This window comes from Streptomyces aidingensis, assembly GCF_900112355.1.
GTDB classification, from domain to species: domain Bacteria; phylum Actinomycetota; class Actinomycetes; order Streptomycetales; family Streptomycetaceae; genus Streptomyces; species Streptomyces aidingensis.
The window spans coordinates 337577-360239 of record NZ_FOLM01000004.1; the positions used below are offsets into that span (position 1 = coordinate 337577).

24 protein-coding genes are annotated in these 22663 nt (G+C 70.3%); 22 read left to right on the top strand and 2 right to left on the bottom strand.

The window, feature by feature from the left end; genetic code table 11:
* Positions 1 to 17 precede the first annotated feature (17 nt).
* Genes serS through BM242_RS10935 form a run of 4 tightly spaced genes read left to right on the top strand, consistent with a single transcriptional unit; the run spans position 18 to position 3924 of the window.
* A complete protein-coding gene (gene serS, locus BM242_RS10920; protein WP_093838538.1) occupies positions 18 to 1310 on the top strand; it encodes a serine--tRNA ligase in 1293 nt (430 codons plus the stop codon).
* Positions 1311 to 2333 (top strand): glycosyltransferase, encoded by a 1023-nt coding sequence (locus tag BM242_RS10925; protein ID WP_093838539.1) that lies wholly within the window; start codon positions 1311 to 1313, stop codon positions 2331 to 2333.
* Positions 2327 to 3319: a hypothetical protein gene (locus tag BM242_RS10930; protein ID WP_175541356.1), complete on the top strand. Its 993-nt coding sequence runs from the start codon at positions 2327 to 2329 to the stop codon at positions 3317 to 3319. Before BM242_RS10925 ends, BM242_RS10930 begins: the two co-directional genes overlap by 7 nt.
* A 41-nt stretch (positions 3320 to 3360) precedes the next feature.
* Positions 3361 to 3924, top strand: a complete 564-nt coding sequence (locus tag BM242_RS10935) for an HD domain-containing protein (RefSeq protein WP_093838602.1) — start codon at positions 3361 to 3363, stop codon at positions 3922 to 3924.
* A gap of 6 nt (positions 3925 to 3930) precedes the next feature.
* Here the strand turns inward: BM242_RS10935 and BM242_RS10940 are convergent, their stop codons facing one another.
* Both BM242_RS10940 and BM242_RS10945 read right to left on the bottom strand, forming a co-directional pair.
* On the bottom strand, positions 3931 to 4398 hold the full coding sequence (locus BM242_RS10940; RefSeq protein ID WP_093838540.1) for an NUDIX domain-containing protein: 468 nt from the start codon (positions 4396 to 4398) through the stop codon (positions 3931 to 3933).
* Complete coding sequence (locus tag BM242_RS10945; RefSeq protein ID WP_175541357.1) at positions 4385 to 5158, bottom strand: XRE family transcriptional regulator; 774 nt, start codon at positions 5156 to 5158, stop codon at positions 4385 to 4387. The genes BM242_RS10940 and BM242_RS10945 overlap by 14 nt, the downstream gene beginning before the upstream one ends.
* Before the next feature lie 95 nt (positions 5159 to 5253).
* Here BM242_RS10945 and BM242_RS10950 point away from each other — a divergent pair, with 95 nt between their 5' ends.
* The 18 genes from BM242_RS10950 to BM242_RS29860 form a co-directional block, all read left to right on the top strand.
* Positions 5254 to 5946: a haloacid dehalogenase-like hydrolase gene (locus tag BM242_RS10950; protein ID WP_093838542.1), complete on the top strand. Its 693-nt coding sequence runs from the start codon at positions 5254 to 5256 to the stop codon at positions 5944 to 5946.
* Between the two features lie 181 nt (positions 5947 to 6127).
* Positions 6128 to 7222 carry a hypothetical protein gene (locus BM242_RS10955; RefSeq protein WP_093838543.1) on the top strand — a complete coding sequence of 365 codons (1095 nt, stop codon included), beginning with the start codon at positions 6128 to 6130 and terminating at the stop codon, positions 7220 to 7222.
* On the top strand, positions 7222 to 9282 hold the full coding sequence (locus BM242_RS10960) for a phosphoketolase family protein (protein ID WP_093838544.1): 2061 nt from the start codon (positions 7222 to 7224) through the stop codon (positions 9280 to 9282). Before BM242_RS10955 ends, BM242_RS10960 begins: the two co-directional genes overlap by 1 nt.
* A complete protein-coding gene (locus BM242_RS10965) occupies positions 9279 to 10334 on the top strand; it encodes a mandelate racemase/muconate lactonizing enzyme family protein (protein ID WP_175541358.1) in 1056 nt (351 codons plus the stop codon). The genes BM242_RS10960 and BM242_RS10965 overlap by 4 nt, the downstream gene beginning before the upstream one ends.
* Positions 10316 to 10759, top strand: coding sequence for a hypothetical protein (locus BM242_RS10970; RefSeq protein ID WP_093838546.1), 444 nt, complete (start codon positions 10316 to 10318; stop codon positions 10757 to 10759). Before BM242_RS10965 ends, BM242_RS10970 begins: the two co-directional genes overlap by 19 nt.
* A gap of 23 nt (positions 10760 to 10782) precedes the next feature.
* Positions 10783 to 11424, top strand: coding sequence for an HAD family hydrolase (locus BM242_RS10975; RefSeq protein ID WP_175541359.1), 642 nt, complete (start codon positions 10783 to 10785; stop codon positions 11422 to 11424).
* On the top strand, positions 11421 to 12212 hold the full coding sequence (locus tag BM242_RS10980; protein WP_093838548.1) for a class I SAM-dependent methyltransferase: 792 nt from the start codon (positions 11421 to 11423) through the stop codon (positions 12210 to 12212). The genes BM242_RS10975 and BM242_RS10980 overlap by 4 nt, the downstream gene beginning before the upstream one ends.
* On the top strand, positions 12209 to 12910 hold the full coding sequence (locus BM242_RS10985) for a creatininase family protein (RefSeq protein ID WP_093838549.1): 702 nt from the start codon (positions 12209 to 12211) through the stop codon (positions 12908 to 12910). Before BM242_RS10980 ends, BM242_RS10985 begins: the two co-directional genes overlap by 4 nt.
* Positions 12901 to 13665, top strand: a complete 765-nt coding sequence (locus BM242_RS10990) for a phytanoyl-CoA dioxygenase family protein (RefSeq protein WP_093838550.1) — start codon at positions 12901 to 12903, stop codon at positions 13663 to 13665. Before BM242_RS10985 ends, BM242_RS10990 begins: the two co-directional genes overlap by 10 nt.
* Positions 13666 to 13691: 26 nt before the next feature.
* The gene (locus tag BM242_RS10995) at positions 13692 to 14342 is read left to right on the top strand and encodes an L-threonylcarbamoyladenylate synthase (protein ID WP_093838551.1); all 651 of its coding nucleotides are present in this window, start codon (positions 13692 to 13694) and stop codon (positions 14340 to 14342) included.
* Positions 14343 to 14394: 52 nt separating this feature from the next.
* Complete coding sequence (locus BM242_RS11000; protein ID WP_093838552.1) at positions 14395 to 15702, top strand: sensor histidine kinase; 1308 nt, start codon at positions 14395 to 14397, stop codon at positions 15700 to 15702.
* Positions 15692 to 16126 carry a roadblock/LC7 domain-containing protein gene (locus tag BM242_RS11005; protein WP_093838553.1) on the top strand — a complete coding sequence of 145 codons (435 nt, stop codon included), beginning with the start codon at positions 15692 to 15694 and terminating at the stop codon, positions 16124 to 16126. Before BM242_RS11000 ends, BM242_RS11005 begins: the two co-directional genes overlap by 11 nt.
* Positions 16123 to 16482 carry a DUF742 domain-containing protein gene (locus tag BM242_RS11010; protein ID WP_245833974.1) on the top strand — a complete coding sequence of 120 codons (360 nt, stop codon included), beginning with the start codon at positions 16123 to 16125 and terminating at the stop codon, positions 16480 to 16482. The genes BM242_RS11005 and BM242_RS11010 overlap by 4 nt, the downstream gene beginning before the upstream one ends.
* Positions 16463 to 17053 (top strand): GTP-binding protein, encoded by a 591-nt coding sequence (locus BM242_RS11015; RefSeq protein ID WP_093838554.1) that lies wholly within the window; start codon positions 16463 to 16465, stop codon positions 17051 to 17053. Before BM242_RS11010 ends, BM242_RS11015 begins: the two co-directional genes overlap by 20 nt.
* Positions 17050 to 18282, top strand: a complete 1233-nt coding sequence (locus BM242_RS11020) for a cytochrome P450 family protein (protein WP_093838555.1) — start codon at positions 17050 to 17052, stop codon at positions 18280 to 18282. The genes BM242_RS11015 and BM242_RS11020 overlap by 4 nt, the downstream gene beginning before the upstream one ends.
* Positions 18279 to 19502, top strand: a complete 1224-nt coding sequence (locus BM242_RS11025) for a cytochrome P450 family protein (protein ID WP_093838556.1) — start codon at positions 18279 to 18281, stop codon at positions 19500 to 19502. The genes BM242_RS11020 and BM242_RS11025 overlap by 4 nt, the downstream gene beginning before the upstream one ends.
* A gap of 83 nt (positions 19503 to 19585) precedes the next feature.
* A complete protein-coding gene (locus BM242_RS11030; protein WP_175541360.1) occupies positions 19586 to 20833 on the top strand; it encodes an SAM-dependent methyltransferase in 1248 nt (415 codons plus the stop codon).
* 63 nt (positions 20834 to 20896) lie between these two features.
* Positions 20897 to 22663, top strand: a 1767-nt coding sequence (locus BM242_RS29860; RefSeq protein ID WP_217652433.1) for an ATP-binding cassette domain-containing protein, incomplete at its 3' end; no start/stop codon positions are given.

The following is a 22663-nucleotide window of genomic DNA, read 5'->3' on the forward strand; positions in this document are numbered from 1 at the left end:
CGAGGAGAAGCCCCCGCATGCATGACGTCCGTGCTCTGATCGACATGGGTGACGAAGCCGTCCGCCGGCTCGCTCGCCGCGGCTACGCTCTGGACCTCTCCTCGCTGGAGAGTCTCCAGTCCCGGCGGAACCAGAGCATCCGCACCGCCGACGACCTGCGTGCGGAGTCGAAGCGGGTGGCACAGGAGGTGCAGCAGAAGGCTCGGGCCGGCGAGGACATCTCCGAACTCAAGGAGAACGCCCGCAAGCTCAAGGAACAGATCCGGGAACTGGAGGCCGAGCAGGAGCAGGTCCAGGCCGAGCTGCGGGACGTGCTGCTCAGCATTCCGAACCTGCCGCTCGACGACGCCCCGGACGGCGACTCGGAGGACTTCGCGGTCGAGGTGCGCCGGGTGGGCAACCCGCCCGCCTTCTCCTTCGACCCCAAGGACCACGTGGACCTGGGCGAAGCCATGGGCATCCTGGACTTCCGGCGGGCGACCAAGCTTTCCGGCCCCCGCTTCAGCGTGGTCCGCGGCGTCGGAGCGGCCCTGGAGCGGGCGCTCGCGACGCTGTTCCTGGACCTGCACACCCGCCGCCACGGCTACGTCGAGCACTCGGTGCCGTTCCTCGTCAGCCGGAAGACGATGACCGGCACCGGCCAACTGCCCAAGTTCGAGGAAGACCTCTTCGCCACCGGCGTCGCCGACCGGGAGCTCTTCCTCATCCCCACCGCCGAAGTCCCGCTCACGAACCTCTACGCCGACGAGATCATTCCCCGCGCCGAGCTGCCCCTGGCGCTGACCGCGCACACGCCGTGCTTCCGGTCCGAGGCCGGCTCCTACGGCCGGGACACCCGCGGCATCCTGCGGCAGCACCAGTTCTCCAAAGTCGAGATGGTCCGCATCTGCGCGGCCGAGGAATCCCAGGCCGAACTGGAGAAGATGACCAGCCACGCGGAAGCGTGCCTGAAGGAACTGGACCTGGCCTACCGGGTCGTCACGCTCGCCGCCGGCGACATGGGCTTCTCGGCCCAGCTCACCTACGACATCGAGGTGTGGCTGCCCAGCCAGCACACCTACCGGGAAATCTCCTCCGTCTCGGACTGCGGCACCTTCCAGGCCCGGCGGGCCGGAATCCGGACCCGCGACGCCCAGGGCAAGTCCACTCCGGTGGCCACGCTCAACGGTTCCGGACTGCCCATCGGCCGGACCCTGGCCGCCCTGCTGGAACAGCACCAGCAGCAGGACGGCTCCGTCGTCCTGCCCGAAGCTCTCGTTCCCTACCTCGGCTTCCGCTGCATCGCGGCGGACGGAACACCGGAGGCATAGGTGTTAGTCGGCGTCTGCGACTTCCCCGGCAGCTACACATTTCCGCCGACCGGATACGGCGGGATCGAAAGATGGCTGTGGGCCGTGGCCACGGGGGCCAGAGCGGCAGGCGCCGACGTACACCTGCTCGGCCCCGCCTGGCGACAGGACCTCGGCCCGGAGTGGCACCGCGACCCCATACGCCTGGAGGACACCACCCCCGGCTCACCGGCAGCCCGCCGGCTCCGCTCCACCGGCTACGACCTCCTGGTCGTCGGCCACGAATACCCCAGCCTTCCGGCCTGGCGACGTACCCGGGCCGAGCTGGACTGCGATGTGGCCACCTTCCAGCACAACCCGGACTTCCAGCACGCCACCGACGCCTTCGACGGCGTCCGGACGCGGCTGTACTGCTATTCCCCCGAGATGCTGGCGCGCTACACCCGGCACCGGCCCGTCCGGGAGCTCGCCGTCCACCTCGGCCTCCATGAGTCAGAACCCCCGTCCATACCGGGCCGGGACCTGGCCTGGGTGGGCCGTATCGACGAGCAGAAGGCTCCTCACCTGGCCGCCCGGGCGGCGCAGATTCTCGGGCGCCGCATCCGGCTGGTCGGCCCGGTCTTCGACCCCGCTTACGTGGAGCGCCACGGGAAGCTGCTCACCGCCGAACACGTCGAGTGGGCCGGCGAACTCGGAGGGCCCGACAAGACCGCCGCCTTCCGCGACGCTGCCGTCTTCGTCTACACCCACGCCCGCTCCTACGTCGAAGCAGGCGCCGCGGTCTTCGGCGAGTCCCTGCGCGCCGGCACCCCCGTGGCAGCCCTCACCTGGCGCGAGGGCACGTGCGCGGAGGCAGCCCTCTGCGACCGCACAGGAACCACGGCCGTCCTGCCTCCCGAGGAGGACGACGAAGCCGCCGCCCAGGCCCTGGCCGTCGCCATCGAGCGCACCGGGGCCCTGGACCACGTGGAGGTCCAAGCCATCGGCCTGCGGCGATTCGACCCCAGACGCCACTTCGAGGCTCTGGCAACCAGGCCATGCTGACCACGTACGCACCGGGCCGGATCCCGCATCTGCTGCGCAAGGCACTCGGCCCTCGCTGGGAGATCACCACCGCCGGAAACCATCTGGAAATCCACCACCCCGATGCCGGAACTCCCTACCACCCGCCCCGCCGGCCCCTGAACTGGCGCGATCTCCTGGCCTTGCTCGAGCACTCCTTCGCCGGGCAAGGAGTGCCACGCGCCGAGTGCCTGCCTCTCCGTTGGGGCCGTGACACCGAACTGACCATCTCCGCTGTTCAGGCCCTGGACCCGCTCCTGAAGGACGGCCGCCCGACCACCCACCGGCACGGCTTTCTGCCGCAGCCCGTCGTGCGCTTCACCGGCCAGCGCGACGAGAAGGGCGACCTCCGTGATGGCTTCCTGACCTCCTTCGTCAACGTTTCCCGCGTAGAACCCATCAACGACATCAGCGAGTACGCCGAGATCCTCGACGGATGGCTCACAGTCCTCTCCGGTCTCGGGATGCACGCGCGCCACATCAGCATCCATGGACGACTCGATGTCTGGCGTCGCCGTCAGGTCGAGGGCATCACCCTGCGCTTCCGGCACTTGGATCTCGCGCTGGGGGACATCGTCCTCATCTGGAACACCCAGACCCCCGACCGCATGGCGGTCGACCTCGGCACGGCGCTCGAGCGGCTGGCCTGGGCTCGCTCGCGCCGGCCATGGCCAGACCTCATCTTCGGGTCCATGGCCCAGACGGCATCCACCACCGTTCTCGACGCCATCCGTACCGCCACCCTGCTGCTTGGCTCCGGCATCACACCCGCCGCCCGCGGCGCCGGAAGCATCACGCGCCGGGTCATAGCGACCATTCCCGCGTCCGCCTCCCCGCTGGGCCTCAGCGCGGCGGTCCGGACAAGCCACGAATACTGGAGCCTGGTCTCTCCGCTCATCGCGCCGTGGGCCGACGTGACGGACAGCATCGAGCAGGAACTGTCCCGGCACCGCCCCGGCATCTCATGACTCCCCCCTCCGCCCGCTTTCGAAGTTCTAGGCTGGCCGGCATGGCGGGTACTGCGTGGGCGTATGAGATGGCAGAGACGCTGCTTGCGGGGCCTCTTCCTCGGCGATGGGCGCACAGCCAGGGCGTCGCAGCGCGGGCTCGAGCGCTGGCACCGCTGTTCGGAGACGAGGCGGAACTCCTGGAGGCCGCAGCCATCCTCCACGACATCGGCTACGCACCCGAGCTGGCATCCACCGGCTTTCACCCGCTCGACGGTGGCCGCTACCTTCATGCCCGGCCAGAAGCCGACGACCGGATAACGCGGCTGGTGGCCCACCACTCCTTCGCCGCGCTCGAAGCGGAAGAACGAGGGCTCCGGCCCGCTCTCGAGGCGGAGTTCCCCCTTCTGGAGAACCCGCAACTCGTCGAGGCACTGGTCTGCTGCGACATGACGACTACGCCCGATGGCCTTCCGACCAGCTCTCGCGAGCGGATCGCCGAGATCCGCTCTCGCTACGGGGACGACAGCATCGTCGGCCGCTTCATCCGCCGGGCGGAGCCTCACATCCACGAGGCCGTCGACCGTACCCACGAGCGGGCGACGGCGGCCGGCATCCGCCTCTGAAGAGAGTCAGCCGACGTAGGGGTAGGCGCCGCTGAGGTAGTGGCCGATCTGTTCCCGCATGCTGGCGTGGATATCCAGCTCGTCAAGCTCGTCCGGTCGCACCCAGCGGACATCGGACGCCTCGTCGTTGGCGGCCGGTGCCCCGCCGATCGGCCGTCCGATGTACACCGCCTCGTACTGCTGCCGGATCTCTCCGTCGCTGTAGGCGATGATGTGCGCCGGGTTCGAGTACACACCGAGGAAGCCGGTGACCTCAGCCCGGACACCCGTCTCCTCCTCGCACTCGCGGGCCGCGCACTCCGCAGGGCTCTCGCCGATTTCCTGGGCCCCGCCGGGCAGCGCCCACTGGCCGGTGTCCCGCCGCCGCTGCATGAGGATGGCGCCGTCCGCGTTCACGACCAGCAGGTTGCTCGCCGGGATCAGCGTGTTCGCCTTCGGGGCGTCGGGATCGTAGTAGTACTCAGTCCTGCCCACGCCGGTGCGGCTCCTGTTCCTCGGGCGCCCAGGGGCGCGCGATGTTCCATACGGCTTCGAAGCTCTCCATATAGCGTTCGAAGAAGTCGCTGTCAGGGGTGCGGCTGAGCCGGAAGAGCGGGTTGGCACTGGCCGGCTGGCCCCACAGGTGAGGGTTTACCAACAGTTGGTTGTCGTACCGGAAGAGCGAGCTGTAGACGGCGACGTCGTGCAGCCGGACCTCACAACCGGGAGCGTCCACAAGGCTGCGGTAGTAGGTCAGGGACGCCCGGATCTTCGCCGCGAGGGTGTCACCGATGCCCTCTTCCCACCCGCGTACGGCGACGGCCTGCCCACCGGGGTCGCCGAAGCAGAGGCGTACCTTGGCACCGGCCTCCGCCCGCTCGCGCAGCATCCGGGCGATGTGCGGATTGGTCTGCGCGAGAAAGGTGCCCGAGAAGACGAGGATGTCGATGTGCTTGACCGCGCCCAGTAAGAGAGTCAGCCAGACATCCCGCGGCACACTGGCGCGGTTGGGATAGATGTCCGTGATGTCCGGCCGAGTGTTCGACGCGGCCTGCGACGTACGCTGCCGGTCCTCCGGCCAGAGGTAGGTCTCATCGACGCCGAGCCGCTGTGCCGTGGCGAACCGATGACGACGATGTGGCAGTCGGCCGGCGAGCCACCGGCCCACCGTCTTCGGATCGACAGCGCAGAACTCGGCGAGCGCTTCGACGGACAGCCCGCTCTGCGCGAGTGCGGAACGAAGTCGCTCATTCACGCAGGTCATACAACCGGAAGGATCGCCTGCCCCGCAACAGGCTTGGAGCGAACCGCACTCGGACACCCGGCTTCCGGCACGCCTACGCTGGGGGTGTGCCGCTCATGGTTTTCTGGGACGTCGATCACACGCTCATCGACAACGGTGGGGTGAGCAAGGAGATCTACGCCGACGCCTTCGCTCGTCTCGCCGGACGTCCGCCCATGCATCCCGCCCGTACTGAGGGGCGCACCGACCGCCGCATCATCGCCGGCATGTTCCAGGACCACGGCATGGAAGCCCCGCCCTGGTCGGAGGCCGATCAAGCCCTGCAGGCGGCGGGACGAGGCCGGGAAGCTGATCTCCAGCGCCGGGGACGGGTGCTTCCGGGTGTCACGTTGGCCCTGCGCGCCGTGGCCGAGGAGCCGGCGCTCATATCCTCCGTACTCACTGGCAACATCGCGGCTAACGCCAGGGTGAAGTTGGGAGCTTTCGAGCTCGACAGTCTCCTCGACATGGAGGTTGGCGCATTCGGAGCGGACTCCGATGACCGCGCTGACCTGGTCGACATCGCCCGCAGCCGGGTGGCCGCTGTCCGCGGTCTCCCGCTTCGGACTCCGGTCGTCCTTATCGGCGACACTCCTCGGGATGTCGAGGCCGCGCTCGACTCAGGGGTCCATGTCGTGGCGGTCGCCTCCGGTATCCACGGGGCGGCCGAACTGCGCGCAGCCGGCGCCGGACTCGTACTCCCCGACTTGTGCGACATCGAGTTTCTTCTCACGCACCTCCGAGCCCTGGCCAAGCCGTAACGACGGCAGGACGCCACAGCAGGAGTAAAGACGTCCCAGGACGTCCCGGTGGTGTCCGGCAACGCGGTATAGGCGTCCTCACTCGCTGTTGCACTCTCTTCCCCCGGTCAGCGACCCGTAGAGCGGAGCCGCGGGCTTGGTGCCAGGACCTTCCACGGCCAACGGGGACGGAGTAAGCGGCATGGCGACAGCACTCAGCGGACGGACCTCCGCGGGGACACTCGACGAGGTGGCGGGACTCGCCCGGCGATACCGGGTTCCGGTTGAGGACGCCCTGCTGATCTCGCTCAACCTCTACGGGATCGCCTCGTCAGTGCCGCACCACCGCGCCCGGCTGTCCGTACGACTGGACACCGCGCCGTCCGTGCCCTGGCAGATCATCGTTCCGCTCGACGCCGACGACTCCCCGTTCAGGCTGGATGACGCGGGCTGGCTCCGTTGGGGCGACGAGCCTGTCGCGGTTGTTGAGCGAGTGGCCGCGGACGAGGCGGTAGGCGGCTACTTCCGGCACGGTGGCCGTGCCGCCACTCTCAACCCCAACGCCCGGAGCCGTTGCGTCGGCTGTGCCTTCTGCCCCAACACCCTGGAGGCAGCGGCCGACCCCAGGCTGGCCGAGGAACGGGGACTCGACGAACTCCTCACCGCATTGCGGGAGCAGCACCCGCAGCGCGACCTCTCGCAGGTCGAGGAAGTCACCGTCTCGACCGGGTGCTTCGAACGGGAACAGGCGGCCGTTCAGCATCTCGTGAATCTGCGATCCGCCCTCGGCCGGCACGGCATCGACGCGCGGGTCGGATTTCTGACGTCCGTGCTGCGTACGCCGCAAGCGTTCGCCATCCTGGCGGAGCTGGCCGCTCCGTTCGTGCTGCGCCTCACGGCCGAGTGTTTCACCCGGCGGGACCTGTTGCTGAAGGCGAGCAAGGCGGCCGTGTCCCCGACGGACCTGGTCCTCGTCCTGCGGCAGGCGCTGGCGGCGGGCCACAGCACCTCGTTCACGTACATCGCGGGCCTTGACGAGTTGGAGGCCCTCCGGGACGGGATGGCTTCTCTCGCCCCGTACGTCACGGAATTCCCGAACATCCAGGTCTACCAGGCGCACAACCCGATCATGGGCGGACTTCGGGCGCCGGGAGCGCATGGCCTGGAGTACTACCTCCAGGTGCGCAAGATCGTCGAAGAGGTCATGGCGCCGAGCGGACTGCGCCCGGCCGCGTGGGAGTGCTACCGCCCGCTCTGGTATTTCACCTTCGCCGACGAGCCCCTGGCCGGTGCCTGATGGACGAGACGACCTTGCGGGCGGACGCCTTGTGGCGGGCCGCCGTGTACGCCTCCGTGGGCCTGCTGCATCTGCACGAGAACGTGCTCCTGTCCGAGCCTCTCACCGCCGCCCACACCAAGCCACGTCCCAGCGGACACTGGGGAACCGTGCCCGGCACGGCCTGGGCCCTCGGCCACATCGGACTCGCGGCCGGCGATGCGGCGCACGGCCAGAGGCTTGTGCCGCTGCTGGGGGCGGGCCACGCCGGTGTCGTCCAGCTCGCGATGGCCTGGCTGACCGGAGAGCTGGGAAGGGTCCGGTCTCGGTTCTCGCGGAACCGCGAAGGGCTCACGCGGCTGTGCCAGGCGTTCCCGGAGGTGGACGGACTCGGATCCGAGGTTACGCCCCACCTGTTGGCGGGCGGCTTCTGCGGCGGGCGGCTCGGCGGGGCCCTCGCCTTCGCGCAGGGCGCTGCCCTCGCGGTGCCGGACCACATCGTGATGCCGGTCATCGGTGACGGGGAGTGCGAGACGCCCACCACCGCTGCGGCCTGGCTGGCCGGCAACGCCATCCCCACCGCCCGGGTTCTGCCTGTGGTGCATGTCAACGGCTTCCGTATGGGAGGCCGGTCGCTGTTGGGCGAGATGGCCGAGGGCCAGCTCAAGACTTATGCGAGCGGGCTTGGCTGGCACCCGCTGATCACCGAGGTGACTGACGGATCGCTGGAGGAGCACCGCGCCTTTCGCCATGCCCTGCGCGAAGCCGTGGAGATGACGGCTTCGCGCCGACGTTGTGCGCTGTTCCTCTGCTGCCCGAAGGGGTGGGGCGGGCCGGAGACGATGTCCGGCCGGCGAGTCCTCGGTACACCGAGGACGCACAAGACGCCGCTGACAAACCTGTGGCGCGACGACGAGCAGCTTCAACTGCTACGGGAGTGGCTCGCCTCCTACCGTCCACAGGAGCTCTTCGACGCCGAGGGCCAGCCGACGGGCGCCCTCGCGCGGGCGCTCGATGCCGCTCGGTGGCACCGCTTGCCGTCGGAACGTCCGGAATCGGAGCGGAAGGCTGAGGCGACCCCGGGCCAGGGGAGATTCATCAGCTTCGCCGAGGCCGTCACCACGACGGTGGGGGCCCACTCGGCGGCCGGGGGCTTCCGTGTGTTCAGCCCGGACGAGCTCGGCTCCAACCGGCTGGGGCAACTCGTGGACATGGAATGGAGCACGGAGGTCCTCGCCGAGGAGGTGCTGCTCGAGTGGCTGGCCGGGTGGACGGCGGCTCGCAGGCGGGGCGTGCTCATCTCCTACGAGGCGTTCGCACCGCTGTTCACCAGCGGCCTGGTGGCGCACCTCAAGCAGCGGCGCCTCCAGGCCAAACTGCCAGTCCCCAGCCTGAACCTGGTGTTGACCTCCTACGGCTGGCACAACGTCTACTCCCACGGAGACCCGTCTCTCGCCACCACCCTGCTGGCGCTGGGCGACCCGGCCGTCCACGTCCTGGTGCCCGCCGACGCCACCAGGACCGCCCGGGCGCTCGACGTGGCGTTGCACTCCGAGGGCCAGGTGAACGTCGTGGTGGCCGGCAAGCACATCACCGCCGACCAGCCCGCGCACACGATCGAGAAAGAGGTGACCCGAGGGCTGGCGGTCTGGCCGGACCTCAGCGGAGACGCGGAGCCGGACCTGACGGTCGTGGTGGCCGGCGACCTGCCCGCCGAGACGGCTCGGCGAGCGATCGATGGGCTTGCCGCCGCCGACCGGAAGCGGGTGCGCACCGTCGGGGTCCTCGACTTGACGGTTCTCGGTGATCCCCAGATCTGGCCTCGTGGCCTTGCCGATCCGGACCTCCGTCACTACCTCGGCGATCACGCCTCCTTGCTGGTGCTCACCCTGGGCCACCCAGCCGCGGTATGGGGCTTGCTCGGCGCGAGGCTGCGCGACCGGCACGTGGAGGTCACCGGATGGCGAGAGCCACCCGGGCCGATGCCACAGAAGGAGCTCGCGGCCTCCCTCGGCCTCGACGCCGATGGTGTCGGGCGGGCGATGCGCACGCTGCTCGCGGAGCGGAGGCGGTCAGCATGAGCGCCATCGAACAACTCGGCGTCGCTGAACTCGAGGTTGACCGGGAGAAGCATCCCGACACCGTGTTCCTTACCGTGCAGGCTGGCGGCCGGTCCGGCTGGTACGGCGCGATCAGCGCGCGGGTGGCGAGTTACGCGCTGGAGGTGCTCGCGCCGGCCGTCGTCGGGTTCCCCGTTGAGGATCACGAAGGACTGAACCGGAGGCTGGTCGCCGCGATCGGGGCCGGGGCGAGCGTGGAGGCTTCCTGGGCTGTCGGCGCCGTCGACTGCGCCGCTTGGGATGCGCACGCCCGGCTCGCGGATCTCGGTGTGGCCGATCTTCTCGCGCCCGAGGAGCCGAGCCGTGACGTGCCCGCCTACGCCTCCTGGCTTACCCAGGAACTGCTGGAAGCCGACCCCGGACTGATTCGGCGAACCGCCCGGGACGGGTGGCTCTTCACCAAATGGGGACTCCGAAGGCGGTCGGGGATCTCCATATCGGGCGCAGAGTTCGCAGCGACGGTGGCGCGAGCCGCCGAGGCGGTGCAGGGGCCGGTGGCCGTGGACGCGGTGGGTACCTGGACCCGGCTCTTGGTCCGGGCCTTCGCTGAACGGGCCGACCTGTCGGCCCTGGTGTGGCTGGAGGACCCGCTCCCGGATTACCGCGATCCCGGCCTGCGGTGCCTTGCCGAAGCGGACCTGCCCCTTGCCTTCGGTGAGCGTCTCACGACTGCCGATGATCCCGGGTTGCCCTTCGCCGCGGCCCGCCCGGCCGCTCTCACGCTCGATGTCGTCGGCTGCGGCGGCCTGACCCGGGCTGTCGCGATCACACGTCACGCGCATGCGGCCGGAATCCCTGTCTATCCGCATGGCAGGTCCTTGATGCCCGCGCTGCACCTCGCCGCCGCTTTTCCGGCCGCCGTCACGGCGGTCGAGTACCGGCTCCAGTGGGAGCCCGAGCGGCAGCTCCTCTACGACGAGCCGCTTCACCCCGAGCACGGACACCTGCCTCGGCCGACCCGTCCCGGTCTCGGCACGGAACCCAGGAGCCTGTCATGCTGCAGCACACGGTGAACCTTCCCGTCACCGGACGGGTCGAGTCCGCGCCGTCCGGCCCGCTTCTCGTCCTGACCGAGCGGCTGGAAGGTCACGACACCTTCCTGTCCGGCAGCCTCGACCTCAACGGGTGCCAGCTGCCGGTCCGCATACTCACCTTCGACGACCTCACCGTGCTGCGGCCCACGGCCCTCGCGGAACTGCCGGAGAAGGACACCCGCTGGACAGGGATCCTCTCGCTCCCGCACGGGCTGCGGCCGGGTGCCGTGCCGGCGGATCTGGCGGAAGCGGCCGAGCGTGCGGGCCGCAGCCTCGCCGCCCTCGACCTTCAGCAGCTCCGCTATGCCCTGGCCTACCTCGGCGAAGCCAGCACCGAGGCGATCCGCCAGGCCCGCATCCAGGTGATCGTCTCCGCACTGCCTGAGGAGGCGAGGACTCCGTGATGCGGCAACTACGCCCGGACCTGGTGAGCGTGGATGTGGGAGGCACCCTGGGACGTGCCCGCGGCTGCGGCCTCACGACCCATTTGGTGCGGGCTTCTCCTCTCGCCGAGCGGGAGGCGCGGGCCCTGTTGCGCGACCGCCTGCACACGCGGCCTGCCCTGACCGACGACCTGATCGCGGAAGTCTGCGGGGACCTGGGCATTCCAGTGTCCGCGTTCCCCCGCGTCCACCGGCCGGCACCTTTCGAGCCTTACCCAGGCACCGCAGACGCCCTGCGCTCGCTCAGCCGCGAGACGACGGTCGTCACGCTCTCCAACGTGGCCTGCCCGGACGCCGATACGGACGGTCTGCGCGCCCACTTCCATCCATGGATCTCCGGCTTCTACCCATCCTGCCACCTGGGCTACGCCAAGCCCGACCGCCGAGCCTTCCTGACCATCGCGGCGGCGCGCGGCACGGCACCGGACCGGTTGCTCCACATCGGCGACGACTGGCAGTGCGACGTCCTCGGCGCCATCGCCGCGGGCGTGCCCGCCGTGTGGATCAGCCACGGCCGCCCCGCCCCGGACCACACGCTCCTCGTTGAGCACGGGGTGGCAGTGGCCAACGACTTCCCCGACGCCGTCCACCACATCCTCGCCCTACCCTCCCGGAGCACAGCATGAGTCTCTTCCGCGGAACCGTCGGCTACTACCGCCAATACCGGCCCGGCATCCCGGAGGCCGTCGCCGCGATCCTCGACCAGGCGGTGGGACGGCACACGCCCCGACGGCTGCTCGACATCGGCACCGGCACCGGGCTGGTGGTGGAGGCCCTGCTGGACCGGTTCACCGACATCATCGCCATCGACAACGACGGCGAGATGCTCGCGGCGGCCGAACAGGCGCTGATGCCGGCCCTCCCCGAGGGCAGCAGGCTCACCCTGATCCAGTCCACCGCCGAGCAGTTCTCCCCGCCGCCCGGCTGGACGGCCGGCCTTGTCACCATCTGCCGTGCCTTCCACTGGCTCGACCAGAAGGCCGTCCTCGCCCGCCTGGACAACCAGGTGGCGCCGGGCGGAGCCGTGGCCATCTTCGGCGACAGCAGCTTCTGGGCGGCGGACAGCCCGTGGAAGCAGGCCGTCCGCGCGACGATCCACGAATTCCTCGGCGAGGAACGGCGAGCCGGCCAGGGCACCTTCCAGCATCACAACCGGCCGTACAGCGACATCCTCGCCGAGTCGCCGTTCCCGGAGGTCGAGGAGGTCAGCGTTCCGGTGGTCCGGACGTGGACCACCGAGAGCGTCCTCGGCTACCTCTATTCCACCTCCTTCGCCGCCCCGCACCTTTTCGGCGACCGCCGCCCGGCCTTCGAGCAGGCCGTCAAGGAAGCCCTCGCCCCGTTCAGCGACGACGACAGTTTCCGGGAGGACAACTCCTTCCTGATCCGTATCGGACGGCGGGCCGCGTCATGACCGGCGTGCTGAGCCGCCCGCGCCACCTCGCCCGCCTCAAGGCCGACCAGGTGGCGGCCCGGCTGACCGAGCGCTCCATCCTCTGTCTGCCGCTCGGCGCACTGGAACAGCACGGTCCCCATCTGCCGCTGGACACGGACACCGTGATCGCCGAGCGATTCAGCGCGCTGCTCGCCGAGCGGTACGGCGAACACCACGACCTGTGGATCCTGCCGCCGGTGCCGTACGGCCTGTCCCACGAGCACACCTGGTCACCGGGAACGGTCTCCCTCGATATCGCGGAGTTCACCGGCTACCTGACCCGGATCGTCCGGGGCCACATCACGTCGACCCCCGCCCGCAGGCTGCTGGTCGTCAACGGCCGCCCCGAGATCCACGCGGGAGCACGGGAGACCTCCCTCATGCTGGCGCTGGCCTCACAGGATGTGGACGTGCTGCGACTCCGGAAGGGCTGGGCCCTGCCGCCCGTCGGACATCTGCACACCCGCGTCCTGGACCGCGGCGTCACCTGGCCCTGGAGCACCGACGCACCGGAACTCGCCGTCGACGGCGTGATGGGGAGCGACCCGCGCTCGGCGAGCGCGGAGTTCGGCGAAGCCCTGCTCTCCTCCGCGCTGCGGGCGGCCGGCGATGTCCTGTCCGCCATCGCCGCACGCCACTCCCGTGACCGGGCCCAGCGGGAGGCCCCATGCTGCTGAACGAGGAAGAGAAGGCGCGCTTCAAGCGCGACGGCGCCATCATCCGCCGCGCCCAGGTCCCGGACCAGCTGACCGCTCCCGCTCGTGAGCTGATCGAGGGCTGGTACCGCGAGGCATACGTGCCGGAGCGCATAGCGGCCTACACCCAGCGGACCTTCGCGCCCGAACTCGGCAGCGAACCGGCCCTCTTGGACCTCTTTCACCGGTCCGGCGTGCGGGAGCTGGCCGTCGACCTGCTCGGCACGGTGGCGCCCGTCACCACCGTGCAGATACAGCTCCGCCTCCCCGATGCGGAAGTCCGCGGGGCCCAGCCGGAGAAGGCCATGCACGTCGACGGAGTGGCGTGCCCGCACCTCGATCCCCGGGAGCTGCGGACGTTCTCCCTCCTCGTCGGCGTGGTGCTCTCCGAGATCGACGACCCGGCCGGAGGCGCCCTGCACTACGTGCCCGGTGGGCACCTGCGTATGGCCGAGTGGTTCGGCTCCGCCTGGTCGCTCGGCATCACCGAGCAGACCCCGCCCGAGATCGGCACCGAACAAGGGGTGCCCCTGCTCGGAGGGCCCGGAGACCTGCTGCTCATGCACCACCTCGTGCCGCACGCCGTGGGCCGGAACCTCACCAGCCGGCCGAGGGCGATGGCCTACTTCCGTGTCTCCCACCCGAACCACGCCGGGCGACGGCTGGAAGCGCTGCGGAACCCCTGGCTGGACTACCCGCCGCTGGCCACCCCCGACGCCCGGCCGGCCACTCGATGACCCACGCCCCCTCGCAGGAGCTCACCATGCGGATCATCCAACCTCACGACCTCCCGGCCGCTGCCCGCGCGCTCGAAGACGGCAAGCTCGTCGTCGTACCCACCAGCCGCTGGTACATGATCTGCGCCGACGCCTCGGACGCCGAGGCGTGCGGCCGGATCTTCCAGAGCAAGCAGCGGCCGACCAGCAAGCCCCTCGCCCTGGTGACCCCCTCGCTGACCTCCTGCGAGCAGACCTTCCGCCTCACCTCGGAGGCACGGCTGCTCGCGGAAGCCTTCTGGCCGGGCGATCTCGCCCTCATGCTGCCCTGGCGAGAGCCCGAGCGCGCCGCCCGGATGACCGCCGTCGGCTCGCCGGCCCTCGTCACCATGGCCCCCGGCGTCCTGGGCGGCCTGGCCGCGCTGGCCCGCGTACCTCTCGCCGCGACCACCATCAACGTCTCCGGCAACGCCGGTCCCGACGACCCCGGGCCGGCCATCACCCTCGACGACGTCCGTGAATTCCTCAGCGCCACGGGACTCGAGGTCGCGCTCGCCATCGACGGAGGCACCTGCCCGGCCGCCAACCACATGACCATCGTCGACTGCTTCACCGCCAAGGCCAGCCTGATCCGTACCGGCCTCGTCCACCAGCGAGCCCTTTCCACGGCCCTCGGCCGGGACATCCCCGCCGCGTGAGACCCAGCACCGCAGCGCGCACCATCTCCGCCGACGCAGCCCTAGGAAACCCATGACCGGACCGCACCTACTGCTTCTGCTGGCGCCGACCGCCGGCCTCGCCGCCGTGCTGCCCGCCCTGGCCGTGCAGGTACGGGCGAAGCGCGCCGCCCTCCGGGAGCGGGACGCCGCAGTCATCGCTGGCAAGGAACTGCGCGAGGTCGCCGAGCGGAACTTCCGCTACTACGAGGCTGTCGTGGACGAGGTCCGCCACCTCGCCCGCCACCAACTGCCCGCTCTGGTTGACGAGGTTGTACGCGGCCACCCCGACGCGGCGGTGCCGGGTCCGCTGCACGACTTCCTCCGAAGCACGCCGGTGCCGGAACACCACCGGGCCGTTGAGACATTGCTGCGCGAGGCGGTCGCCACCGTGCGGGAGCACGCCGCGCAAGCAGCTCGTGCCGGTGTCCGCGGCATCGCCGACGAGGCCCAGACCCTCCTGGCCCGGCTCCAGATGAAGATCGACGAAGAACTCGGCAAGGACGGCCCGACGGGCGCCTACCACCAGAGCCTCACCGACATCGACCACTTCACCACCCGGGCCCTGCACACCGTCCAGCGCCTGCGCATCCTGGCGGGCTCCTGGCCCGGCATGCAGCGCGCCAACTGCACCATCCGGGAGATCGTGGAGAGCGCCCGGGGACGCATCGGCCCGTACGACCGGGTCGAATACACCTACCTCGCGGACGTGGGGGAGCGGTACGTCGAAGGCCGGGTCGTCGAACCTGTCACCGTCGCCCTCACCGAACTGCTGGCCAACGCCACCGACTACTCCAGCGAGCCCGTCACCGTCTACGCCCAGCAGACGCCCACCGGCCATCGCATCGTCGTGGAGGACACCGGGCTGGGCATGAACGCCTTCCAGCGCGACGAGGCCGAGCGGCTGCTCGTCCGCCGCCCCCTCCTCGACCTCACCGCCCTCGCCGACGAACGCAAACTCGGGTTCGCCGTCGTCGGCCGCCTGGCCCACGACTACCACTTCCGCGTCGATGTCGGGGCGCCCTCCGCCGGCGGCGGAGTGAAGGCGGTGCTCTTCCTCCCGGACAAGCTGATGGGCGAGCCGCCCGCCGACGAACCCGCGCCCGCGCCATCGCCCCAGGACGTGCCCGAGCGCGCCGGCACCACCACACCCACCCCGGCCGGCCTGCCGAAGCGGCAGCCGCGGGGCACCCGGGCGGCACGCACGGCGCCGCCCACGCAGGAGGCCACCACCGACACCTCAGACCCCGCATCTCTCGCCGCCGGCTTCGAGCGGCTGCGCAACGCGTTCACCCACGGCTACGGGGCCACCGACTCCCAAGGACAACGCCATGACGACTGAACCGCAGCACACCGCCGACAGCGTGGACATGAGCTGGGCGGTCAACAAGCTCACCCAGGAGAAGGGAGTGGTCAGCGCCCTGCTGTTCAGCTCCGACGGCCTGGTTCTCGCCGCGTCCGACAACCTGGCACGGGAGGCGGCCGAGCGGGCCGCCGCGGCCTTCGCCGGCGTCAAGTCCCTGCAGGCCGACCTCGCCGCGTTCTGCGGCGCGGCCGAGGAGAACCTGCCACTGCGGCATGTCGTGACCGATCTGAAGACCCGCACCGTGCTGCTGTTCGCCGCCGGGGAGCGGACCGGCGTCGGCGTCTCCGTCGAGGGCGACTCCACCGGGCAGGAGGCCGCCGTCGCCATCACCGCCACCCTGAAGATGATCAACGGACTGCGGCCCGTGCTGGAGGCCCGGGAACGGACCACCGCGCCATGACCCGCCGCAGCCATCGGCGCCGCGGAATGGTCCGCTCGTACACCGCCACCGGCGGGCGGGCCATCCCGTCACGCGCCACCCTCGACGAGGCGACCCTCCTCAAGGCCGATCCCAAGCTGCCGATGGCCGGCCTGAACGCGCAGTCCCACCGCGTCATGGACCTGTGCCGCGCCGGAGTGCTGTCGGTGGCGGAGGTGGCCGCCCACCTGCAGATGCCCGGCGCCGTCACCAAGGTGATCGTCTCCGCGCTCGTGGACAGCGGCCACCTCGTCGCCGTCGCGCCCTTCGTCCCCGCCGCCCAGAAGCACGACCGAGAGTTCTTGAAGAAGGTTCTGCGTGGACTCCAAAGCATCTGATCGCTACGTCCCGGCCGCGGCCCGCTCGGTCAAGATCCTTGTCCTCGGCCCGTTCGCGGTCGGCAAGACCACCTATGTGCGCAGCGTCTCCGAGATCAGGCCCATGCGCACCGAGGAACGGATGACCCGCGCCGGGGAGCTGATCGACGACCTCGGGGACCTCCGCGAGAAGACGACGACCACCGTCGCCATGGACTTCGGCCGCCTGACCCTCGCCGGGGACATCGTGCTCTACCTCTTCGGCGCCCCCGGGCAGCCCCGCTTCCGCGGCATGGTCCGCTCGCTGATGGAAGGAGCGCTCGGCGGCCTCGTCCTCGCCGACACCCGGCGCCTGGACCAGAGCTTCGAGGCGATCGACCTCCTGGAGGACGCACGGCTGCCGTACACCGTGGCTATCAATACCTTCGACGGTGCCCCGGCGTACGGCGACGCCGAGCTGCGCGACGCCCTGACCCTCGACCCTGGCACGCCGCTGGTCCTGCTGGACGCCCGGGACCGCGCCTCCTCCGTCCAAGGGCTGGTGACCCTGGTCTCCCACATCCTCGCCCGACCCGACCTGGAGCCCGTGTGACCAGCCGGCCGCCCGAGAACGCCCCGCGGCTCTTCGGCGACGACTTCGCCCGCCGCCCCGAGGACGCCTACCGAGCCCTGCGCGCAGCCGGACCGGTGGCCTGGGCCGAGATCGACCTCGGCGTCCACGCCCTGGTCGTCACCAGCCACCGGGCCGCCGTCGCCCTGCTCAACGACACGCACACGTACAGCAAGGACTCACGCCACTGGACGGCACTCAACAACGGGCACGTCCCGCCACACAGCCCCGTCCTGGCGCTCATGGCCTTCCGCCCGAGCCTGCTGTACGCGGACGGCGAGCGGCACCATCGCCTCCGGACCGCCATGGACCACTGCCTGGCCCGCATCGACCTCCATGGCCTGCGCCAGACGACCCTGACCCATGCCACCCGGCTCATCGCCCGCATAGCGCCCATTGGTGAAGCCGACCTGATGACCAACTTCGCCGACACCCTTCCCCTGCTCGTCTTCGCCGATCTGCTGGGCTGCCCCGAGGACTTCGCCTCCCGCATGGTGACCGCCTGCCAGGGCATGATCAACGCCGGTCCCACGGCCGGGCAGGCGGCTGCCGACCTGGCGCACTGCCTGGCCGAACTGATCCAGGTGAAGAAGAGAGCCCCGGGCGCGGACGTCACCTCCTGGATGCTCGCCCACCCGCACCGGCTCACCGACGAGGAGATCCTCCACCAGCTCGTCGTCCTGGTCGGGGCCGGGACCATCCCGACGGCGGCCTGGATCGCCTCCGGCCTGCGTCTCCTCTTGACCGATGACGCCTACGCCGGTTCGCTCACCGGGGGCACGGTCACCGTGCGCCGGGCGATGGAACAGGTCCTGTGGACCCATTCGCCCATGGCCAACTTCAGCGTCCACTACGCCAGGCACCCGGCCGAACTGCATGGTGTGCCCATCCCGCCCGGCGTGCCCATCCTGATCAGCCATGCCGCGACCGGCACCGACCCGGCCCTGGCCGGACTGGGCTACCACAACCGCTCCCACCTCGCCTGGTCCGCCGGCCCGCACCGGTGCCCCGCGGACAGTCACGCCGGCGTGATCGCGCAGCACGCCATCGAAGCGGTCTTGGACCAGCTCTGGGACCTCGAACTCACCGCTCCCGACGCCCCGTTCCGTCCCGGACCTTTCCACCAGTGCCCGGCCGCCATGCCCACCCGCTTCCGGCCCCGCCCGGCCGACCCCCTCGACACCGCGAAGCCAGGAGGAACACCCACATGACCGGCGACCGTGAACCCCTCACCCTCGACACCACCGGCCGCGACCTCTACGCCCAGGCCGACTTACTGCGTACCCTCGGCCCGGCGGTGCCCGTCCGCCTTCCCGGCGGCCTGACCGCCTGGTCCGTCACCCGCGGCGACGTCGCCAAGCGCCTGCTGACCCACCCGCACATCTCCAAGGACGCCCGCAAGAGCTGGCCCGGCTACCGGCCCGGAGCCATACCCTGGCTGACCGCCTGGGTCGACGTCATCTCCATGTTCACCAGCGACGGTGCGGAGCATCACCGGCTGAAGAACCTCGTCTCCAAAGCCTTCACGCCCCGGCGCATCCAGGCCATGCGCCCCGCGATCACCGCGATCGTCCAGGACCTCCTCGGCTCCCTGGACACCATGCCGCACGGCGAGACCATCGACCTCCGCTCGCGCTTCGCCTACCCCATCCCCACCCGGGTCATCTGCGACCTGTTCGGCGTCCCGCAGGACCAGCGCCCGGACATGCTCCGCGTCATCGACGCCGTACTCGACACCAGCGTCACCCCCGAACAGGCCGAGACGATACGTCACGACCTCTTCGCCGCCATGCACACCCTGCTGGACACCAAGCGCCAAACCCCCGGCCAGGACATGACCAGCATCCTGCTGGCCGCCCGCGAGACCGACGGCGACCAACTCAGCCACGACGAGCTGATCAGCACCCTCATCCTCATGATCGGCGCCGGATCGGAAACCGCCGTCTCCCTCATCACCCACGCCGTCCACGAACTCCTCACCCACACCGACCAGCTCCGCGCCGTCCTCGTCGACGACCAGCGCTGGGACGACGTCATCGAGGAAAGCCTCCGCCTCCACCCGCCGATCATGCACCTCCCCCTGCGCTACGCCACCGCCGACATCGACCTCGGCGACAGCACCACCATCCGCACCGGAGACCTCGTCCTCATCGCCTTCGGCGCCCACGGCCGCGACCCCGGAACCCACCACAACCCGGAGACCTTCGACATCGACCGGGCCGACAAACAGCACCTGGCCTTCGGCCACGGCATCCACTACTGCCTCGGCGCCCCACTGGCCCGCCTCGAAGCGCGCGTCGCCCTGCCGGCCCTCTTCACCCGCTTCCCCGCCCTCCACCTCGCCGAGCTCCCCGGCGGCCCGGAGCCCCAGCCGTCATTCATCGGCAACGACTACCGCTCCTTGCCGGTCATCCTCACCGCCCCTCGGTAATCCCCGGACCGCTCGCTTGCCTCCGCCTTCGGCACCCCGCCCGGCGGCCACCAGCGCCCCTCACCATGGAGAGAAACGAGAGGATGAACCGCCTTTCCACCGGTCGGGTACTCACGGAGCGGCAGGCCACAGCCATCAATCTGCTGGCCTCCGGCTGCTCGGCTCCCGAAGGAGCCAGCGCCATGGGCGTCAGCAGTGCCGCGTTCCGCAGCTTGCTCAGCCGGGCGGCGGACAGCCTCGGCTGCCGCTCCCACGCCGGCCACCTGGTGCACACCGCTCATCTCCACGGCCTGCTCCCTCTCCAGGGCATCCCACCCTCACCCGTATCCCTCGACCCTGACGAGTGGAGAGCACTGCGCGCCCACAGCCGTGGTGTCCCCTTGTCGCGCACCCTCTGGCCGCAGAGCATGTCCGGGCGACGGCTCAGCGATCTCAACCAGCGCCTGCTCGGCACGCTTCGGGCGCGAACCGTGGCCCAGGCCGTGCATCGGGCCTGGACGAACGGCCTGCACCGGCTTCCCGCCGACGCCGCGCGAGAAGAGCTCGACGGCCCCGGCCTCGCCCGGATCTTCGACGCACTCCTGGGCGGCCGGGAGCACAGCAGGCTCGACCGCCAGGCCGCACGCGCCCTCCTCAACGCGGCCCCCTTCATGGAGACGGCGGCATTGATCGACCGCGCCTTCACCGAGGAGGCCGTCCGGCACCTCGCCCAGCACCACGGGATTCGACAATTCATGGACATTGGCTGCGGCCTGTCGGCACCGAGCGGCACCAATGTGCACGACATCGCTCGAGCGGTGTGTCCGGACGCACGAGTCGTCTACGTCGACAACAGTTACCACGTCGTGGCCACCGGACGAGCGCTCTTGCGCTGTGCTCCGCCGGGAAAGACCGCGATCTGTCACGCCGACCTCTCGGACCCCGGCGGCATCCTCACCGCCGCAGAGGTGATCGGCACGCTGGACCTCCGCTCACCCATCGGCCTGCTACTCAACGGCGTACTGGAGTTCCTGCCCGACACCGCGCACGGCCCGGCGCACGGACTTGCCGAGGCGCTCAAATCCGCTCTGCCATCGGGCAGCGCGCTGGCCGTCCGGCACATCACGAGCGACTTCCAGCCCGTCGCCCTGAGCAGCGCCCTCCGTGTCCTCGCCAGAGCCGGAATCCCGGCGCAGTGGCGCAGCCGCGGAGAAGTGGAGGACTTCTTCCGCGGCTGGAATCTCCTCGCGCCCGGCGTCGTCCCCGCTCACCGGTGGCAGCCCCACGTCATTGCCGCGGAGCTCCCCGGAGCCGCGGTCATGTCCTGGGCCGGCATCGCGATCAAGCCGTGACGGGCCTCCGCCGGCACATCCGGCACCGCCGCTCCGCACCGTTACCCGCACAACTTCGTGGAGGTGTACGTGTTCTTCCCCCAGCTCAGCAAACGCCGTGCTGCGGATGCCCATCCACCCGAGGTCTCCGACTCCGAGCGAGAACTCTTCGGTGGACCACTTGTCTACGACACCTCCTGGGCCCGTTACGAGGGGACTCGCTACCAGCTCAGCCTGTACGCCATGGTCCGCAGACTGCCCGGCCTTGTCCGGACGGCGGTGCTGCTGGCCTGGCAGGCCGACCGCCGGGCGACGGTGGCGGTGGGGACAGCGGAAGTGGGACGCAGCGCGGCACAGGCGCTCACCCTGCTGGGCGTCAACCAGGTCCTGTCCGTTCTGCTCGGCGAAGGGGACCTGGCTTCCCGCCTGCGTGACGTCCTGCCCCTGACGATCCTGCTCGGCGCCGCAGCGGCGTTCGGTGCCTGCTGTGCGGCGGCCTCCACGTGGGCAAGCGGACCGCTTGAGCCCAAGGTCGAACGGCTCGCCCGTGAGCGCTATCTCGAACGTGCCTATCGAGTGGAGATGGCGGCGATGGAGGACGAGGACTTCCACCGCCTTCTGGAGAGCGCCCAGCACGGCGCGACATCAGCCCGCCGCATGGTCATGCACTGCGTCTCCGTCATCTCGGCCCTGCTGTCGTTGCTGGCCGCCGCGACGATTCTCACGGTCCTGCACCCGGTGCTGCTGCCCATGCTGCTCCTCATGGTGCTGCCCAGTGCGTGGGCGACGCTGACCGTGGCACGCCACCGCTATCGGTCGTTCCATCGCTGGATCCAGCACTCGCGCGGCGCAGGCATGCTGGCGGGCCTGATGATCGACACCGACGCGGCGCCAGAAATCCGGGTGCACGGCATCGGGCCGTACATCTTGCGGCACTTCCGGGGCATGTCCAAGGCCCAGGAGACCGAGCAGGCTCGCCTGGCCCGGCTGGCCGGCCGCACCAGCCTGCTGGCTTCCGCCTGCACGGGAGCCGCCACCCTCGCCACGTACTTCCTGCTCGGCTCGCTGCTGTGGACCGGAGCCATGGCACTGGCGGCGGCGGGCACCGCCGTGCTCGCCATCCGCTCGGGCACCGGCACGCTCGACGGCCTGGTCCGGCAGATCAACTTCCTCAACCAGGAGGCACTGCACGTCGCCGACCTCGACCGGCTGCTCAAGGAATCCACGGACTGGCAGATCCCCACCGGTGGCCTGCCCCTTCCCGAGCGGCTGACCGAGATCCGACTGGAGCAGGTGACCTTCCACTACCCCCGCGGCGAAAACGAGCAAGCCGACGACGAGCCGGCACTGCGCGAGGTCTCCCTGTCCATCCCCACCACTGGGGGCGTCATCGCACTCGTCGGCGAGAACGGCTCCGGCAAGACCACCCTCGTCAAGCTGCTGTGCGGCCTTTACCAACCCCAGCACGGCCGTGTCCAGTGGGCTGGCACCAGCGGTGAACCAGCAGTCACGGCACAGGAGATCAGCGCCGCCGAAGCCGACCGCGCCGAGATCTTCTCCCGCTTCTCCATCGTGCACCAGGACCACTTTCGGTGGCCCATGACAGCACGGGTCAACGCCACCATCTCCGACGCCTCCCGCCCGGTCGACGACCAGCGCCTTGCCCGCGCCGCCGCCGACGCGGGCGTCGACCACTACCTCCACGAACTGCCACGCGGATGGGACACGCTCCTCTCCCGCACCTTCCGCGGCGGGCACCAGCTCTCCGGCGGCCAGTGGCAGCGCCTCGGGATCGCCCGAAGCTGTCCGGAAACAAGGCGTTGCTTTGACGGGGCCGTGATCGTTGATCTT